The organism is Herpetosiphon geysericola, from assembly GCF_001306135.1.
GTDB lineage: Bacteria > Chloroflexota > Chloroflexia > Chloroflexales > Herpetosiphonaceae > Herpetosiphon > Herpetosiphon geysericola.
This window is the reverse complement of the sequence record NZ_LGKP01000015.1, coordinates 237,555-256,108: the sequence shown is the minus strand read 5'-3', so window position 1 is coordinate 256,108 and position 18,554 is coordinate 237,555. Positions and strand designations below refer to the sequence as shown.

14 protein-coding genes are annotated in these 18,554 nt (G+C 49.8%); 3 read left to right on the top strand and 11 right to left on the bottom strand.

Going from position 1 to position 18,554, the window contains the following annotated elements:
* Positions 1-356 precede the first annotated feature (356 nt).
* Positions 357-602 carry a hypothetical protein gene (locus SE18_RS09845; protein ID WP_054534274.1) on the top strand — a complete coding sequence of 82 codons (246 nt, stop codon included), beginning with the start codon at positions 357-359 and terminating at the stop codon, positions 600-602.
* A 53-nt stretch (positions 603-655) separates the two neighbouring features.
* Here the strand turns inward: SE18_RS09845 and SE18_RS09840 are convergent, their stop codons facing one another.
* The 11 genes from SE18_RS09840 to SE18_RS09785 all read right to left on the bottom strand — a co-directional run bounded on the left by SE18_RS09840 (position 656) and on the right by SE18_RS09785 (position 17,502).
* A complete protein-coding gene (locus tag SE18_RS09840; protein ID WP_054534273.1) occupies positions 656-1,255 on the bottom strand; it encodes a biotin transporter BioY in 600 nt (199 codons plus the stop codon).
* Positions 1,256-1,281: 26 nt separating this feature from the next.
* Complete coding sequence (locus SE18_RS09835) at positions 1,282-2,076, bottom strand: GNAT family N-acetyltransferase (RefSeq protein ID WP_054534272.1); 795 nt, start codon at positions 2,074-2,076, stop codon at positions 1,282-1,284.
* Complete coding sequence (locus SE18_RS09830) at positions 2,076-4,277, bottom strand: immunoglobulin domain-containing protein (protein WP_054534271.1); 2,202 nt, start codon at positions 4,275-4,277, stop codon at positions 2,076-2,078. The genes SE18_RS09835 and SE18_RS09830 overlap by 1 nt, the downstream gene beginning before the upstream one ends.
* A 96-nt stretch (positions 4,278-4,373) precedes the next feature.
* The gene (locus SE18_RS09825; protein ID WP_054534270.1) at positions 4,374-6,353 is read right to left on the bottom strand and encodes an alpha-amylase family protein; all 1,980 of its coding nucleotides are present in this window, start codon (positions 6,351-6,353) and stop codon (positions 4,374-4,376) included.
* Positions 6,354-6,382: 29 nt separating this feature from the next.
* The gene (locus tag SE18_RS09820; protein WP_054534269.1) at positions 6,383-7,273 is read right to left on the bottom strand and encodes a carbohydrate ABC transporter permease; all 891 of its coding nucleotides are present in this window, start codon (positions 7,271-7,273) and stop codon (positions 6,383-6,385) included.
* 7 nt (positions 7,274-7,280) lie between these two features.
* Positions 7,281-8,225 carry a carbohydrate ABC transporter permease gene (locus SE18_RS09815; protein ID WP_083469812.1) on the bottom strand — a complete coding sequence of 315 codons (945 nt, stop codon included), beginning with the start codon at positions 8,223-8,225 and terminating at the stop codon, positions 7,281-7,283.
* A 61-nt stretch (positions 8,226-8,286) separates the two neighbouring features.
* Positions 8,287-9,609: an ABC transporter substrate-binding protein gene (locus SE18_RS09810; RefSeq protein ID WP_054534268.1), complete on the bottom strand. Its 1,323-nt coding sequence runs from the start codon at positions 9,607-9,609 to the stop codon at positions 8,287-8,289.
* 568 nt (positions 9,610-10,177) lie between these two features.
* Complete coding sequence (glgP, locus tag SE18_RS09800) at positions 10,178-12,316, bottom strand: alpha-glucan family phosphorylase (protein WP_054534266.1); 2,139 nt, start codon at positions 12,314-12,316, stop codon at positions 10,178-10,180.
* 502 nt (positions 12,317-12,818) lie between these two features.
* Positions 12,819-14,834, bottom strand: a complete 2,016-nt coding sequence (locus SE18_RS09795) for an ABC transporter permease (RefSeq protein ID WP_054534265.1) — start codon at positions 14,832-14,834, stop codon at positions 12,819-12,821.
* An 89-nt stretch (positions 14,835-14,923) separates the two neighbouring features.
* Positions 14,924-17,011 (bottom strand): polyphosphate kinase 1, encoded by a 2,088-nt coding sequence (gene ppk1, locus SE18_RS09790; RefSeq protein ID WP_054534264.1) that lies wholly within the window; start codon positions 17,009-17,011, stop codon positions 14,924-14,926.
* 110 nt (positions 17,012-17,121) lie between these two features.
* Positions 17,122-17,502 (bottom strand): DUF983 domain-containing protein, encoded by a 381-nt coding sequence (locus tag SE18_RS09785; protein ID WP_160319491.1) that lies wholly within the window; start codon positions 17,500-17,502, stop codon positions 17,122-17,124.
* Positions 17,503-17,739: 237 nt separating this feature from the next.
* Between SE18_RS09785 and SE18_RS09780 the strand changes: the two genes are divergently transcribed.
* Both SE18_RS09780 and SE18_RS09775 read left to right on the top strand, forming a co-directional pair.
* The gene (locus tag SE18_RS09780) at positions 17,740-18,123 is read left to right on the top strand and encodes an STAS domain-containing protein (RefSeq protein WP_012190223.1); all 384 of its coding nucleotides are present in this window, start codon (positions 17,740-17,742) and stop codon (positions 18,121-18,123) included.
* Positions 18,104-18,517 (top strand): anti-sigma regulatory factor, encoded by a 414-nt coding sequence (locus tag SE18_RS09775; RefSeq protein ID WP_110513958.1) that lies wholly within the window; start codon positions 18,104-18,106, stop codon positions 18,515-18,517. The genes SE18_RS09780 and SE18_RS09775 overlap by 20 nt, the downstream gene beginning before the upstream one ends.
* Positions 18,518-18,554: the final 37 nt, after the last annotated feature.

The window sequence follows — 18,554 nt, the reverse complement described above, 5'->3', positions numbered from 1 at the left end:
AGGCTACGTTTTAGCCACCGATTCCACAGATTTTTGTGATAATGTTCCTTCATCCCTCATCCTTCATCCTTTCGCAACTCTGCGCCTCTGCGTTAACAATGAGCCGCTTTTTCGCCACAAATTGCCCGATAGCCTCTAGCCTCCAGCCAATAGCCCTATTCTCTTTTTGACTTCTGCCTTTTGCCTTCTGATTTTTATCTCATCCCTCATACTTCATCCTTCATCCTTCTACTACGTTCTATCGTTGCGAGGACGCATGGCTCTGGCATAGCTCTTGCACACCATGATAGGATACAAACTACAACGGCATTCTTCAATTCATATCTACATATTCAAATAACCAAGGAGTTCCTGAGATGAACGTGAAGCGTGAAATCTTGATGCAAGGCGTCGAGCTTGCACCAATCGTCGAGCGACTTAAAGAGGAAGGCTCCAAACGTGGCTTGAGCCAATCGGCCAATAACGAATATGGCCCAGTCTATATCAATCAGCACTACGATTTGCGCATCGAGCGTGATCCTGGCGATTGGGGCCAATATCGGCTGATGCTGATGCACAAGCTCCAACCAAAAAGCAGCTTTTTCGGCATGTTTCGCCGTTAAATGCCAAACCGGCTGAAGTTCATTCAGCCGGTTTGCTGTTAAATTGCTCAATGCTAGCGTTTGTCACGCCCAAATAAGGCCCATGCCCCAGGCAAGACCAAAGCTGCAACCACAATCTTCAGCGCATCGCCCAGCAAGAAGGGATAAACCCCAGCCCACATAACGCTGATTTGGCCAAAAGTATCTTTATAAATATTTAGCCATGATGCCCCGATTGCATAAATGATCAGATTGCCAAACCCAAACATTGCTAAAGCCGTTGGAATTCGGCGATCCCAGCCGCGTTGGGCCAGCCAACCAACCAAGGTAGCAGCAAATGGCAAAGCCATGAGATAGCCGCCAGTTGGGCCAAGCAACTTTGCCATGCCACTGGTCATGCCAGCAAACACAGGCATGCCCGCCAAGCCTTCGACCAGATAGAGTAAAATTGCCAAAGCGCCACGCCGTGGCCCCAAAATCGCTCCCGTCAACAGCACGCCCAAGGTTTGGCCCGTAATTGGCACGGGTGTCCAAGGCAACGGAATAGCAATTTGAGCGGTGAGGGCAACAAACAAACTAAACCCGACAATCAGCGCAAAATCACGCCCAAGCGATTTGCTTCGCCCAAGATCGGCCAAGGTTTGTCGTTCCGCTACCGATTCCACACGATACATGTGCAGCTTCCTCCTAGATAGATTGTCTACGCTCCTCGTTGCTCTTCTAGCGTTACTTTATTGTAGGCAAGCTCAAAGCCAGCTCGCGTTACAATCCGTTGCGAATCGCTGCCGCTGATGGTCAATACTGTTGCCCAACGACAGCCCTGAGCCTTGGCATAGGCCAAACGCGCTGCAATGAGGCTGGTTTGGGCACCACGGCGCCGCCAAGTTGGGCTAACGAAGGTCGAAAACAGCGTCGCAACCTCTGAATTAATGCTCAGCGCCCCACAGCCAATCAACTCAGCGTCAAGCCAAGCCCCAAAAAGCTGGCTATCGCTACGCGCAGCGGCTGCATTGGCCATGGTAATACCCATTGGGCTGCTCTGGCCACGCTCAGTTATTGCCTCAACCCAACATTGGCGTTGTTCAGCTGCGATTATGCGCGATTGTACACTACTTGAGCTAAAAGGGGTATAACGCAGCATGTCAAAAGCCAGCACACTCCACCAACGAATAATTCGATAGTTGCCCAAAGCCAAGAGTGCTGGCAAGCTAGGGTCGCAGAATGGGGTTAATTCTAGGCTCACAGGCAGCTGGCGTTGATGATAAAACGCTGCTAATTCGCCAAAAAGCGCAGCATCCCATTGCTGTTGACTGCCAGCCCCAACCGCCCGATTAATCGGTAAGTCGGGGCCAGTGTAGCAGGCAGTTGCATCGCCAATCAAGGCTGTTGTTGCATTGCTCGCTGGCACAATCTGGCCAACTGCGGTTGTGTAGTGGCGCAAGTTATGGGCATCGGCAGCCTCAAGCCGAGCCGCCAATTGACGATCAATCAACATTATTGGCCTCGAATGGTCATTGGCAACCAAATCCGCCATTGGCTCACCACTGGCGTGTTGGTAATCGTTGGGGTGTTACTTGGGGTTGGCGTGTTGCTTGGCGTACTGGTATTCGTTGGCGTTAATGTATTGGTCGGTGTGTTGGTTGGAAGATTCGTCACCATCACGCTAGCAGTAATACTCGCCACATTGCCTTGGGCATTGGAAACCCGCACCCAAACTTGACGATTGGTTTGAACATTGGTTAAGGTTAAAGTTGGGGCAGTTGCGCCAGCAATTGGGTTGCTGGTATCGCCAGTTGCACCGCTATACCATTGATAGCTCAAGTTGGCGGCGCCAGTTGCGGTCACATTTACGCTAGCATTTTGGCCAAACGAAACGGTCGTATCAACTGGTTCGCGCACAATTCGCGGCGCCAACTGGCCATAAACCACCAATTTATCGGTGTTGGTAATGCTATCAACCGAGAAGGTACCAACGATGACTTTGCCATCGGCAACCAACGGTGTGTTAAATTTAGCCAAATTGCCCATCGCATCGCGGCTCGCAATTTGGTTGCTATTCCAGGTTTCTTGCAAGGTCAAGGCATTATACGCCCGTAGCACCCCAGGCTGGGTGGTCGTATTGGCGCTGCCGCCAGTTGAGTGAGTTGCCCAAACAATCCCCGTATTGGCGTTTGTGCCATTCCACGACAACGACATCACCCCACCAGGCATTTGAACAGTTTGTAAGGTGCTGGTTGCCACAGGCGTGGTAATAAAGCTTGGGGTCAAGGGTTGGCTGGTGCTGAATTGAAAGGCTTTCAAGGGCGAATTGACTGGCCACACAAACATGCGCGTGCCAGTTGAGCCACCAGCAGCCCAAACCACTGGCGAGCCAAAAATCCCGCGAAAGCCAGAGCCACCATGGGGCTTGAAGCTTTGATAAAACTTGCCTGGAACAGGCTTATCAAACCCAGTTGTGCCTTGTTGAACACCTAAACCGCCCATATCATTGCGATTGAAGACATAGATTTTGCCGCCCTTGCTGCCTGCAATCATCACATTCGTATTGGGAATTAAGATTGCGCCAGTGGTTCCAAGGTCGGTATCGTTGGTGTTGAGCGTTTTGTAATCATACGGCGTAAACCATGTTTGAACAGTTGGCGTGAGTGGGTTAGTAATATTCAATTTGCTGACCGACGAGCCATAATCGCGGCCATTCGGCAAATTGGCATTCCAGCTGCCGTTGCCAATCGAAAGATACAAATTGCCTTGACCATCGCTGGTTAAGCCTTGGCCGCTCATCCAAATGCCGCCTTCGCCATCGTTTGCAGCGTTTGGTTGCGAGGTAACTTCTTTTTGCGGCGTTGTGTTGTAGATTAATTCGCGTTGGAGCGTGGTTTTGTTGTAGCCAAAAACCCAACCATGGTAGGGATCAGTATCTGCATAGCCAGCAAACGCTACATACACCCGATTGCCATCAAGCAATAACGAAGCTCGTTGCAAATGCTGGCGGCTATCGAACACCACTAAACCATCGTTGGGATTCGCATCGTTGCCATCGCCTGGCACCGAGCCTTGAATAGTAGTCGATTGAATAATCGCGCCAGTCACGATGTTAATCGCCACCATCCGATGCTGATATTGATACGCCCCCAAGCGAATAAATGGCACAACGTAGAGGGTATTGGTCGCAGGATCAATCACTGGCGAGCCAGTAATCCCAACATAGGGTTTAATATCTTGATACACGCCACCATTGTAGCGCGTGCCAAATTCGCGCAGGCTGCTGGTGGCAAATTGGCCAAGGTTGAGCGACCACAACGGCTGGCTCATAGCCGGATCATCAGCATCGAAGGCATAAACATTATTCTTCTGGGTTGCAACCAACACCACATTGCGCACCCCAACCCCAGGCATCGTGAGGTCGGGCACATACAAGGGTTGGGCATAAATTTGGCCATCAACTGTGCGGCTAAACAATTTACCAAACGTATTTGAGACAACATTGGTGGGCGCAAGCAATTGTTCGGCGGCGGTCGTTCCAGTGCGCGCATTATCAAAACTGCGGGTCGTCACCGCGACTCTGGATGGTGGCGGCTGAAGCTGGCTAGTGGCGCTTGGCAGAGCATGAACTGCTGGTCGGCTCAGTCCTAATCCGCCACCTAAACCGGCTACAAGCCCAACAAGCAATAGAATGCGTAATTGAACATTTCGCATCGTTGCGCTCCTTCTGTAAAAAGAACGGGGAATCGATGCAACTATACTTGATTCAGGCCTTGGCCGCAATCGTTACCGGAACCGTATCCAGCAGGCTCAAAAATTTTTTGTTTGTCCACAAAGCCAGCAACATTGGTAGCTATCAAGCACAATTTCTGCGCTTTGGAAGTCGATATTTAATTGAGCTGGCTCCAACAAATTATGCAAGTTGCTGACCAAGCCAGCCTCATGAATAACGCTTAACGCCACCCGTTGCGGCTCAGCGGAAAGGTTTCCAAGAATTAAAATTCGCCCCAAAGGGTGAACCCGAATCACCCCTAAAACATGGCGTTGTTGGGTCCAAATCGGGATGGTTTGGCCAGCACTATGCAAGGCGGGAGTTTGTTGGCGAATGGTAATTAAGCTGCGCATCATCTGCCATAAGCGTCCAGCAAGCGTGGTTGGGTCATGGCGTTGCGCTGCTAAAGCCCAATTCATGGCCGGACGATGCAACCAGCGGTTATCGTTGGCTTTGCATGGGTCGTGCACATAGCTGTGATCATTGAGCATGCCTAGCTCATCGCCCATATAGATTAATGGAATGCCGCCAAAGCCAAAAATCACCGCATACAACAACCCGATTCGACGAATTGCCAACTCAATCGCCGTCGGATCGGCGTTTGCTAAGGCTTGTTCTAGCCCAGCCAACGACGCGGTCATGCCACTAATTCGCCGATCGTTGGTGATTGGGTTGTATTGAAAAACCTCACCACGGGCGAAGCTGCCAGTAAATTCGCCACTATACCAAGCGCTCAAAAATTGGCGATGCAACGGCCCATCTTCGCCAACCAAGGCCGCATTTTGGTCAGTAATCGCCCAGCCAATATCATCGTGACAGCGTACATAGGTAATCCAAGTGGCATTGCCAGCAGTCGCAGGCATATTCAGCAACGATTGGGTCAGCAGATCGGCGCGCTGCGAGGCTAAGCCACTCCACAGCAACACCATCAACGAATTATGATAGGCAATTTCGCAAAGTTTGCCCGTGCGTTGGCCCAAACCCAAATATTGCACCAAATCATCGGGCGCAACAATGGCCTCGGCCTTAAAAATCGTCGCCGGACAGACGATCCGCATGGCTGCGCGCCAGGCCTGCAACAGATCGAGCACTTCTGGCTGATTTTGGCAATTCGTGCCCAGCCGCTTCCACATAAATGGCACAGCATCCAAGCGCAACACATCAACACCCAAATTGGCCAAATGTAACAAAATATCGAGCATCTCCAACCAAACCATGGGATTAGCATAGTTCAAATCCCATTGAAATTCGTTGAAGGTCGTCCAAACCCAACGCCCATGCTCGCCAAGCTCTGGATACCAGGTAAAATTGCCTGGCGCAAAATCGGGAAATACTTCGGGCAAATGTTGCTCATAGGCATCAGGCAAATTGCGATCAGCAAACGTCAGGTAATAATCCAAATAGGCTGGATCGCCAGCCCGCGCCTTGAGCGCCCATTCATGTTCTTTGGCGGTATGATTGACGACCACATCGATGCAAACGCTCATGCCGTTAGTGCGCAGCAAATCGCTTAATTCAACAAAATCGCTCATTGAGCCAAGCTCGTGATTAATCGCCCGATAATCTTGCACTGCATAGCCACCATCGTTGGGGCCATAACGCGGCTGCAACAGCGGCATCAAATGTACATAGGTCAAGCCCAAATCTTGCAAATAATCAATATGCTCAATTACGCCGCGCAACGTGCCAGCCAAGCGATCGACGTAGTAGATGCCCCCAACCATGCGTGCTTGGGCAAACCAATCAGGCTCGATCTCGCGGGCCAAATCGTGAATTTTCAGCGCATCACGGCGTTGGGCATAGGCTGACACCAAACGTTGAGCCAATTGTTCAAGCAGGGCGGGCCATGCAGGATGCTGGGCATACAAAGCCTGTAATCCTGCAAAACAATCGTTAAAATGCCGTTGCCAGCGAACACGAAAAATATCACGATCGCGGGGATTGGCAAGCTGTTGGGCTAATAAAGTATCGAATAGCCCGCTAAGGTTGGATGTTAGGCTTGATTGAACCGTTTGCATAACAAAGCTCCTCCTGCGCGTTATGCCCATTACCCCTTGACCCCTGATGAAGCCACCGATTGCACAAACCATTTTTGAAAGAGCAGAAAAATAAACAACACTGGCAGGGTTACCATCGTGGCAAACGCCATAATATCGCCCCATTGGCGCGGCATTTGGCCAAAAAAGGCTTGCATACCAACGGTCAACGGGCGCACCGCTGGATTGCGCACAACCATCAATGGCCAGAGAAAATCGCCCCAATGGGTCAGAAATTGCAGAATTGCGACGGTAGCAAACACAGGTCGGGAAAGTGGCACAATAATTTGGGCATACATGCGAAAACGACTAGCTCCATCGACCAACGCCGCTTCCTCAATATCCTTGGGAATATTCAAGAAAAACTGATAGAACAGGAAAATCGAAAAAGCATCGGCAATAAATGGAATAATTTGAACGTGATAGCTATCGAGCCAGGTCATCCGACCATCAAACCACGGCAATTGGTTGACGATCAACAATAATGGCACGGCTACTGCCTGAAATGGAATAATAATCAAGGCTATGATGATTGCCAATAGCAATTTTTGACCCCGAAATTGCATTCGGGCCAATGCATAGGCAATTAAGCTATTAACTACCAACCCAAAGAGCACAATTGCAAGGGCAATCACTACTGAATTGATCAAATATTGAGCAAATGGCACACGCGCAAATACATCGTGAAAATTTTGCAATGAAAGCTCGCCAGTTGGCAAGAATGCTGCAAATGTGCTCATTTCACGCAAAATTTGAGCCTCATCGGCTTTAAGCGCTGTAACCAGCATAAATACAATTGGAAATAGGCTAAATAGGGCAAGTACTGTCATTAGCAGATAAGTTCCAAAGCGGCGTGGGCTTTTTTGCCAGGGTGTGGTTGGTTCAATTGCAGGACGTTGCATCAACAAGCTACCTTTCTGGCCGATTAACCATGCGTTGGCCAAGCGAAATCAGCAACACAATCACAAAAAACACCACCGAAAGCGCCGAAGCATAGCCAACTTTTTGGGTGCGAAAGCCACTATTCACAATATGCAGCATTGCGGTAACCGTCGCATCGTTAGGGCCGCCTTTGGTCATAATCTCAACTTGATCAAACAATTTGAAGGCCATAATTGTGGTCGAAATTACCACAAATACTGAAGTGTTGCGCAATTGGGGCAGCGTCACAAAGCGAAACTGTTGCCATCCATTGGCACCATCCAATTGAGCTGCTTCGTACAATTCGCCAGGAATTTCCTGCAAGCCAGCCAGATAAATCACCATCTGAAAGCCCACACCCTGCCAAATCGACATCAGCATAATTGCAGGGAAGGCCAATTTTGGGTCTTCCAGCCAGCGATATGGGCCAAGCTGGCCAAAACTGATGGTTTGAATAAAGCTGTTAATAATGCCCTGATCGGGATTGTAGAGAAAGGTCCAAACCACCGCCACAATCGCCATCATCGTGACAACCGGAATAAAATAGATCGTGCGAAAGAAGTTGATCGCCTTAAGCTTTTGGTTGACCAAGACTGCCAAAAAGAGGGCAAAACTGGTTTGGACTGGAACCACAATGAGCACAAACAAGAAATTATTCAGCAACGCACGCACAAAGGTGGCGTCTTGCCACATTGCCAAATAATGTTTGAAGCCAACAAAACGGGTTGGTAGATTGAGGTTTGGCACCAAACGTTGGTCGGTCAGCGAGAGATAGAACGCCAAACCAAATGGCGCAATCAAAAAGATGCTCAGCAACAGCAATGCAGGAGCAACGAAGGCCCAAGCTACGCGTTGTTCACGCCGTTTCCAGCTCAGTATAGGGGTGTGCGGCCTAGCTTTTGGCTGCGCCTGTGGCGATTTTGCAATACTCATAAGCAAGACTCCTTGGGAAGAACCAAGCCGCTGCAAGCAACGGCTTGATCAATTAAAGCTGCTACTTCACCGGATAGCCTTGATTATCTTCAATATCGGCATCAATTTTTTGGGCCGCTTTATCCAATTCGGCTTGCACATCAGCTCCAGCCACAATATTGTCGACTGCTTCAGCAAACGCGCTGGTAATCACTGGATAAGCGGGCGTGATTGGGCGCGGCACAGCAATGCCTTTGGTCAATTGTTGCACATAGATATTCAGCGGAGCGCCATCACCAAATAATTTTGATTTGGCAATTGCCGAGCTGCGCGCTGGCACTGCACCGTTAGCATCGCTCATGCGCAACACTTCTTCTGGCGAAACAATGAACGAAAGCACTTCAGCAGCGGCAGCAGGGTTCTCACACTTGCTGGTAATGCCCCAATTCCACGAACCCATGCCCGTTTTTGGGCCTTTGCCCAAATCGGCGGCAGGCAAAACCAATAAATCAGCGCCCAGAGCCTTGGCATAATCGGGGTATGCCCAGTGCCCAACCCAGCTCAAGGCAGCCTTACCCTCAGCAAAATCGGTGTCGCCAGCAGGCTTGGGATTCACATAGCCATTGCTAAACAAGCTTTGAAACCATTGCATTGCTTCGACCGAAGCAGCTCCGTTCAAGGTGCTAGTTGCTTTTTGATAATTCGAGCGATCGATCAAATCGCCGCCAAACGATTGCAAGAAGGGCGAAAACCCATAACTAAACCATTCGCCACGGCCATAATTCATTTTCAATTCAAGCGGATACTGCAAGCCATTGGCTTTGAGTTTACTCAAGGCCTGATCAAGCTCAGCCCGCGTCCATGGCTGCTCAAGGCTTGGAATCCGCACCCCAGCTTTTTCCAACAGCGCTTTATTGGCATAGAAGCCCAAGCCCGAATCGAACTGGCCAAGGCTATACAATTTGCCGTTGTAGGTGCCTTGTTGAATGATTGAGGGCAAGAAATCGGCTTTAACCTCAGCAGCAATCAACGAATCTAAGGGTTGCAAATAGCCCGACCACGCATAGTTATAAACAAACGGCCCATCAAAATCGAGCAAACAGGGCAATTCGCCAGCCAAGGCAGCAGCATTGACCTGATCGTTGTAGGCACCTTCGGGCAATTCGATTGCTTCAACTTTGATCGCTGAATTTTTGGCGGCGAAGGCTTGGAGCGTTGCATTCAAGGCATCGCGTTCAGCACCCTGGCCTGAGTGAAACCAAAGCGTAACCGTGCCAATTGCAGCACCAGAGGTGGCCTCAACTGTTGAATTGGAGGGAAGCGCGGTTGGCGTGGCAGCCTCGCCACATCCAGCCAAGATCAAGCCGACAAGCAAACTAAACGAGCGAATCCATGGTCGTTTCATTGTGGTGTATCCTCATTGATGAAACCAAACGTCAGGGTCTTGCGGAATTGATTGGCGTAGACTGGCAATTGATTCTGAGTAGACTCCTTTATGATACGCTAATTTTTTATGGAAACGTTTCCATTATATTGCTAAAAAATTCTCGTTTTGGGCAACATAGTCAGCCGAGCAAAAACGAGTGTTTCGAGAATTGGCAGCGAAAAAGGTCTTTTTAGATTGAATTTTGGCTATCTGAAGTAATGGAAGCGTTTCCATTACAATATAGTAAAGTTGTACACTTGTCAAGAGTGAATTTTGGCAAAGAGCTACCGCCCTCGATAGCCAACGAAGCAGCCAAATCTCCTGCATTACGCTCCTCACTCACTGGGTGGGAAAGAAGTTGGGTTAAGGGACGATAAATAATCATTCAATAAAGATCGATCAACGAACGAAGTTTTAGCCTAAAAACACCAAACGAGCACGATTTTGAGCTTTTTCAAAACCATGCTCGTTTGTTTGACTGACAAACATTGTTGACAAGCCAAAAAAGCACTAGTGTGTAGCACAGGCTCACGCTACAAACGGCTGCTTATTCGGCTTGCATGCCTGGCACGTAGTATTGGGCCACATAATCTTTGAGCATGCGGCGGAAGCTAAATTCTGGCGCAACCGTGCGAATCGATTCCTTCATGGTTGCAATCCACTTGTGGGGCAAGCCATTGGCATCGCGCTCGTAGAAGGCTGGCACAACTTCGTTTTCCAACAAGCTATACAACGATTCAGCATCGTCAATATCTTGTTGTTCGAGATCGTCGTAGCCAGCTTCGCGGCCAATTGCCCAGCCGTTCTTGCCGTTGTAGGCTTCGCGCCACCAACCATCAAGCACGCTCAGGTTTGGAACCCCGTTCATACCAGCTTTTTCGCCGCTCGTACCCGATGCTTCCAACGGTCGGCGTGGGTTGTTCAACCATACGTCAACGCTTTGCACCAAATGGCGGCCAACATTAATATCGTATTCTTCAATAAAGAAGATCTTGCCGCGTAGCTCTGGGTCGCGAGCCATGTTGTAGACGGCACGAATAAAGCTCTTGCCTGGCTCATCTGCTGGGTGCGATTTACCAGCGAAAATAATTTGCACTGGGCGATCTGGATTATTCAAAATCCGCTTGATCCGATCCAGATCGCGGAAAATCAAGGTTGCCCGTTTGTAGGTGGCAAACCGCCGCGCAAAGCCGATCAACAAGGCATTAGGATTAACATCGCCGCTAATTGCATCGTCGCGGTGATAGCCAAGTCGGCGTTGGCGTTGCCAAGCTCGTTCGCGAATAAAGCGCGCCAAATCGTGCTTCAAGCCAGAGTGCACGCCCCAAAGCACTTCATCGGGCATGTTGGTGATGCGATCCCAAGTTGTAGGCTCGTCCATCACTTCGCGCCAACCAGCGCCAAGCACCGAATCATACATATTGGCCATGGCTGGAGCCAACCACGTATCCGAGTGCACGCCGTTGGTCACATGGCCAATTGGCACTTCATCAACCGATTTGCCTGGATACAAGAACTGCCACATTTGGCGAGCCACAGCGCCGTGCAATTCGCTCACGCCGTTATGATATTCCGATAAGCGCAAGGCCAGCACGGTCATGCTGAAGGTTGGCCCCCAGCTTTGTTGCTGCAACGCAATATTCATAAAGGTATCGCGATCGATGCCCAGTTGTGGCCAATAGTTGTGGAAAAACTGATCAATCAAATCGAGTGGGAAGGCATCGTTGCCAGCTGGCACAGGGGTGTGGGTAGTAAAGACTGAACGCTTGCGCACTTCGGTAATAGCATGCTCAAGGTTCTCGCCGCGCTGCACCCGTTCGCGCAACAATTCTAAGCCCAAAAATGCTGAGTGGCCTTCGTTCATATGCCACACAGTTGGGTTGATGTTGAGGGCGCGTAACACCCGCACGCCTGCAATCCCCAAGATAATTTCTTGGGCGACCCGCAGCCATTGATCGCCGCCATACAAGCGGGCCGATAATTCGCGATCTTCAGGCCGATTTTCATCAACATCGGTATCCATCAGCAGCAAGGTAATGCGGCCAACTTGGAAGCGCCACACTTTAACAAACACCGTGCGCCCGGGCAGATCGACGCTCACGCGCAGTTCGCTGCCATCGCTATTGCGCACCACCAAGGCTGGCAACTCGGCAAAATTCAAGCGTTCGTAAAGGGCTTCCTGGGTGCCTTCGCTATTGATAAATTGGCGAAAATAGCCTTGGGGATATAAAAAGCCAACTCCAACAAACGGCAAGCCAATATCGCTGGCTTCTTTACAATGGTCGCCAGACAAAATGCCCAAGCCGCCAGAGTAAATTGGCAACGATTCGTGAATGCCAAATTCAGCTGAAAAATAGGCAATCGTGTGATCTTTATGCTCAGGATGGGTGCGGGCAAACCAAGTACGATCATCACGCATATAATGATCAAATTTGATCGTTACCCGATCATACTGGGCCAAATAATTGCTATCAAGGGCTTTTTGTTCGAGGCTAGCCAAGCTAACTTCACGCAAAAATTTCACCGGATTATGGCCCGTGCGCTCCCATAACGTTGCATCAATCGTTTGGTAGAGTGCTTGGGCTTCTGGTTGCCAACTCCACCAAAGGTTATAGGCCAACTCATAGAGTCGGTTAATCCGTTGGGGCAGTGGGGCAAACTGCGGTGGTAATTCAGCAACGTTCATTGCAACTCCTTGTACTACGATTAATTAAAAAACGATGCCGCTAGCCAGAAAGAGCCTGCCGCAACATCGCGTTGTTTGTTTTGAGCCTGAACGTTAGTGCCTATTATGGCTTAAAAGCGGGGGAGTTGCAACCATTTCACTTCAAATCAAAAGGCAAAAGGCAGAAGGCAAAAAAGAACAGAGAGCAGAGAGCATAGAACATAATCGCACAAATCTGTGTCAATCTGTGGCTAAAAATGGTCTTCGCGATCTTCGCGTTCTTCGCGGTTGCAATCCTTCATGCATTTTAGAGATTAACGCAGATGCGCAGAGAATCCAATGGGTATAGGTTGTTGGCTATCTGCTATCGGAGCATTATTCGTGCAATTCGGGCAATTCGTGGCCAAAAAAAACCCAATCTGAGTCAATCTGTGGCTAAAAATTATTCTTCGCGCTCTTCGCATTCTTCGTGGTTTCAGTCCTTCGTGTCCTTCGTGTCCTTCGTGTCCTTCGTGGATCAACACTATCCACGGCGCGCTCGTGCTCGATACAGCACCGTCAAATAGAGCATCAAGCCAAAACTCAGAAAATTCGCCCCCCGTGGATTAATCGCGCTCCACAGCCAGTTGCCAGTTTGCTCACGCAAATCATCAAAGAGCTTGCCAACCTTGGGAATCAACAAAAGATCATAACCTAATACCAACAATGCTGCAATCAACGGGGCAATAATTCGCCGCGAGCCAGCCAAAACCACAATAATTAACGCAATTGCCGAAACCCGAAATTCGGCTAAACCAGGCGAAATATAGCTAAAACTCGCAGCGAATAAGCCGCCAGCCAAGGCCGCCACACTGCCACCCCAGGTATAGGCCAAACGCTTGATTGCGATCGGCTCAACTCCCACGCTCGCTGCCGCCAATTCATCGCTGGCCAGGGCCGACAGCGCCCGCCCATAGCGCGAACGCAATAGATTATAGCCGAGCACCCCAACCCCAACGACAACCGCCAAAATTGCATAATAGCTTGCACTTGGAGCAGCTAAATCAAGGCCAAATAGTTGAAGCGGCGGTACGCCAGCAATCCCACTTGCGCCATTGGTTACGCTGCGCCAGTTTTGGGCAATTCGGTGCGCTATCACGCCCAAGGCAAATGTAACGATCGCCAACAATTCATTATCCAAGCGCGCTGCCAAAACGCCAATCAGCCAGCCAAACACGCCACCACTCAAGCAGCAAACCAAGATAATTCCAATCAATTCCCCTGATGCAAGCCAAGTTTGCCAGCCGCCATGCAAGCCAGTACTCATCAAGCCAACCAAATAGGCTCCAAGCACAAAGGGCGCAGCATAGCCAAGATCAAGCATGCCGCCCCAACCAACAATCACATTTAAACCCAAGGCCAGCAAGCCATAAATTAGCATTTGAATTGCTGCAACTTGAATGCCTAATTCAAACAAATTATTGAGCAATGGCACGCAAGCAAGTAATGCAGGCATCAATAACCAACGCCAATTTTGTTTTACAGACTGAACTGTACCAAAAATCGCTGTATTAATCGGGCTATCGTTGCTTGGCTGCTGACGGAGCACAACAATCAACACTAATAAGCCAAGGGTTAGCGCCGGAGTCCATTGAGCAGCAATAAAATAATCACTGAAGGCGGCCAACAAACCCAATGCCAAGCCACTCAGCAAGGCTCCCAATGGGCGGCCAATCCCGCCAAGCAAGGCCGCTGTAAAGGCGATTAAGCCACTTTGCGCCCCATAATTGGTATAGGGCGCGGTGTAATATAAGGCAAACAACAGCGCCGCCAAGCCTGCCAAGGCCCCACCAAGCGCAAAGGTTTGGCGCAAGGTCGCGCTATAGTTGATCCCACAAAGTTGGGCCATGGTTGGGTCGGCAGCGCTCGCCTGCAATTTCCAGCCAAAACGGGTGCGCTTGAGCAGCCAATGCACGCCCAACGCTACTGCCAGCGCCAGCCCCACGACAATCAAATCTTTGCCCTGCAATACTAACGCCGCATCGCCAAACAAATTGCCATGCGGCAACAAATCGGGCACGTTAATTCGCGCTACCTCAGGAATACCAGGCACACTACGATGTTCACCTGGAATCACTGCGTTGGTCAAGGTGCGCACAAACAAAGCTGCTTGATAGAGCATAAACGAGATGCCGAGGGTTGCCATCAATGGCGCTAAACGGGATGCGCCGCGAAAAGGCCGAAAGCCAATCTGCTCGATAATTACGCCTGTGCCCGCCCCAACTAAAGCACAAATAAGCAACACCGCCAGCAAACCAAAGCCAAGCCACCACCAAGCCTGATCAACCTGTAAGCCCAAAATTGCAATCGATTCGGCAGCCAGCACTGTGAGCAACGAAAATAAATCGCCATGGGCAAAATTGAGCATGCGCACAACGCTATACACCAATGTAACGCTAATGGCATTCAAGCCAATAATCGCCCCATTGGCCAAGCCAAAAATAACCAATTGCAGCAAAAGCTGGCTACACGAAAACTGGGCACCACCACAAGCAGTCATTGTGATTTCCCCCAAACAAATTGCAATTATGGAATTGAGCAGAGGTTAAAGCAAAGAGCGAACTCAGACGAGTTCGCTTTTATGGTAGCTTAAGCGGTGTGGCGACGCAAAAAATAGAGCTGGCTATCGAATGGTTCCTCACCAGCGGGTGGCAACGCACAGCCATACAAACCATTGGGCAGCAATATCCGCGCTTTTAGGGTATCACGCCATGCCACGCCCAAAATCTCTTCACGAACGTAGTTCAACAAACTAGGATCTTCGATTGGAAACAACACTTCGACCCGCCGATCTAAGTTGCGCTCCATCAGATCGGCGCTGCCAACATATAATTGCTCATCGCCACCATTGCGCGCATAATAGAGCCGACTATGCTCCAAGAAGCGTCCAACAATGCTGCGCACCTGAATATGTTCGCTCAAGCCTTCAACTCCAGGCCGCAACGAACACATGCCCCGCACCAAGAGCTGAATTTCAACCCCAGCCTGCGAAGCCCGATACAGCAACTGAATAATGGTTGGGTCAACCAGCGAATTCATTTTGAAAAAGAGTTTGCCTCCACGCCCAGCTTGCTGATGCTGAATCTCGCGCTCAATCATTTGGGTCAAGCGTCGGCGTAGGTTAATCGGCGCAATCCACAATTTACGAAAGTGGTTTTGGCGCGAATAGCCAGTCAAATAATTGAATAAATCCGAGGCATCAGCCCCAAATTCCTGATTGCAGGTCAGTAAGCCAAGATCTGTATAAATATTGGCGGTCACGGCGTTGTAATTGCCTGTGCCAAGATGCAAATAGCGCGACAAGCCATCACGTTCTTTGCGCACCACCAAAGCAACTTTGCAATGGGTTTTTAAGCCCATCAAGCCATAAACCACATGCACGCCTTCACGTTCAAGCGCCTTAGCCCATTCAATGTTATTTTCTTCATCAAAGCGGGCTTTAAGCTCAACCAACACCGCAACTTGCTTATCGTTCTCGCGGGCTTTGAGCAAGGCCTTAACGATGGGCGAGTTCGAGCCAACCCGATAGAGGGTTTGCTTAATTGCCAACACATTGGGATCACGCGCTGCGGCCTGCAAAAAATCAACAACTGGCATGAATGAATCATACGGATGGTGCAGTAGCACATCACGACGTTGCACCACATTAAATAAATCTTCGCCCGTTGAAAGCACCGCTGGCACGCTTGGCTTGAATGGTGGCAATTTCAACTGCCAACGCTCCAACCGCACAACGCTCATGAGGCTGCTCAAATCAAGCGAACCATTTAATTGATAGACGTCGTCGCGCTCAACTTCAAGATTCTCGATCAGCAATTCAACAATCCGCGGCGGCATACTTGAATGCACCGAGAGCTTCGTTACCGAGCCAAAACGGCGTTGACGCACCCCAGCCTGAATCGTTTCCAGCAAATCGGCGGCTTCATCTTCTTCAATTTCAACATCGGCGTTGCGAATAACCCGAAAGGTATAGGCCTCGGAAACCTGCATACCAGGAAACAACGTGCTAATATTTTCGGCAATAATTTGTTCGAGCCAGGTAAAACAGACAGTATTTGGCTGCTCGCTCGGCACTGCCACCAAGCGCGGCAACGAAGCAGGCACCTTGATCCGCGCAAAATGCTCGTCGTTATCAGGGTCTTGAATCACGACTGCCAAATTCAGGCTCAAATTGGAAATATGCGGAAACGGGTGGCCTGGATCAAAGGCCAAGGGCGTTAATACGGGAAAAATTTCATTATCAAAATAATTTTTCAGCCATGCCTGTTGATGAATCGAAAGCTGCTGATATTCGTGAATAAATACGCCTTCGGCAGCAAGCTTTGGTTGCAAATCTTGGGTAAAACACGAGCGTTGCAACTCCATTAATGGGGCGACTGCGGCGCGAATTGCCCGCAACTGCTCAAGCGGTGTTTTGCCATCAGCCGAGCGCTCAAACACCCGTGCTGCAACTTGCTGGCGAATACCCGAAACCCGAATCATAAAAAACTCATCGAGATTGGTGCTGAAGATCGCCAAAAATTTTACCCGCTCCAACAAGGGCAACGATGGATCGAGCGCTTCCTCTAAAACGCGGCGATGAAAAGCCAAGGCACTCAATTCACGATTCAGAAAATTTTTCGGGTCAGCCAGATTCAGTGGTTCAGCAACTGTGTCGTAGGTTAGCAACTCAGCCATGGGACGCTTCTTTCCACATTCATACATAATCAAACGGCTTGACTATTGTAGGGCAAAAACGATGCCAAGCAAGCCAAAAACCGCTGCTTGAGCGAACATTTAACCAAGCCTTAAAGATAGAACTGATCGCGATTTTCATCCTCGTGAACCGCCCCAGTTATCGCCAGAATCCCAATCCAGAAGCCGCGCGAAACCCGATAGCAAAAGAGTTGAAAAATACTAAGCACACTAATTAAACCAGCAGTGCCGAGAATCAAATGGGCGGGCCATTGCCAGACCAGAATTAATGCGCCAGCAAAGCCTAGCGCAACCGTAATCGTTAATGAAATCCCCATTGCGCCAGTGCTTTGGTCGCCAGTGCCCTCATAGCGCAGGCCGCAGGCAGCACAGCCCTCGTTTAGGCCAAAAAATGTTTTGAACATACGCCCATAGCCGCATGTGGGGCAATGCCCAGCCAAACCACGCCAGAGCATCAAAAGTGCATTAAACATTGGCTTCCCTTGCACCAAAACTGCCCGTGCATAATCCATAAGTCCTGTTATAGCCTAGGCCAGGCCTAAAAAGCTGTGCATCAAGACGATTTATGCGGTATGATAGCGAAAATTACTCCGAAGTGAGCAGCAAACTCACGCTTGCCGAGTAGCAATATCATACCGTATAATAGGCATATACTCCATTCGCAAGCTTTTGTTGTGGCTCATCTTCGCGTTCGACTTCAGGGAGGCCGCTTGGACATCGTTAATATTCCAATTCTTAAGATCGAGAACTTTTTAATTGCTTCAGTTCAGGTTGCCCTGTATGACATGCAAGCAATTCAGTTCAAAGACGCGGTTCTCCAGAAGATCTATGAGACCAAAGCAAAAGGGGTCATCATCGATCTAACGGCGATGGATGTACTAGACAGCTTCGTAGGCCGCTTAATTAGTGATATTGCGGCGATGGCACGCCTGATGGGGACAACCGTTGTTATTACAGGGTTGCAACCTGCCGTCGCAATTACGTTGGTAGAGCTGGGGCTTGAGTTGCCTGGTGTCACAACGGCGCTGAATTTGGAAAAAGGCATCGCTAAGTTGCGGCTGATTACGGAGAACAATGCGGATGGCAATGCCTAATAAAGTCATCACAATTCAGAGCGACCTCGACATTGTGGCGGCACGGATGGCAGCCCGCGATATGGCTAAGTCAATGGGCTTTGGCGCTATCGACCAAGCACGGATTGCTACCGCGATCTCCGAACTGGCACGGAATATTTATCTCTACGCCGGTGAAGGTACTGTCACAGTGAGCGAAATACAACAGGGGCTCCGCAAAGGGCTTCAGGTCGTCTGCGAAGACCAAGGGCCAGGCATCGAGGATATTAGCCTCGTGATGCAGGATGGCTACACCACCTCCAAGGGGATGGGGATGGGGATGCCAGGTGCAAAGCGGCTCATGGACGAGTTCGAAATTGAATCGATCGTCGGCGAAGGTACCAAAATTACCTGCCGTAAATGGAAACGCCCCTAAGCGAGAGATGGTTGTAACAGCACTTCCAAGAGCAGCA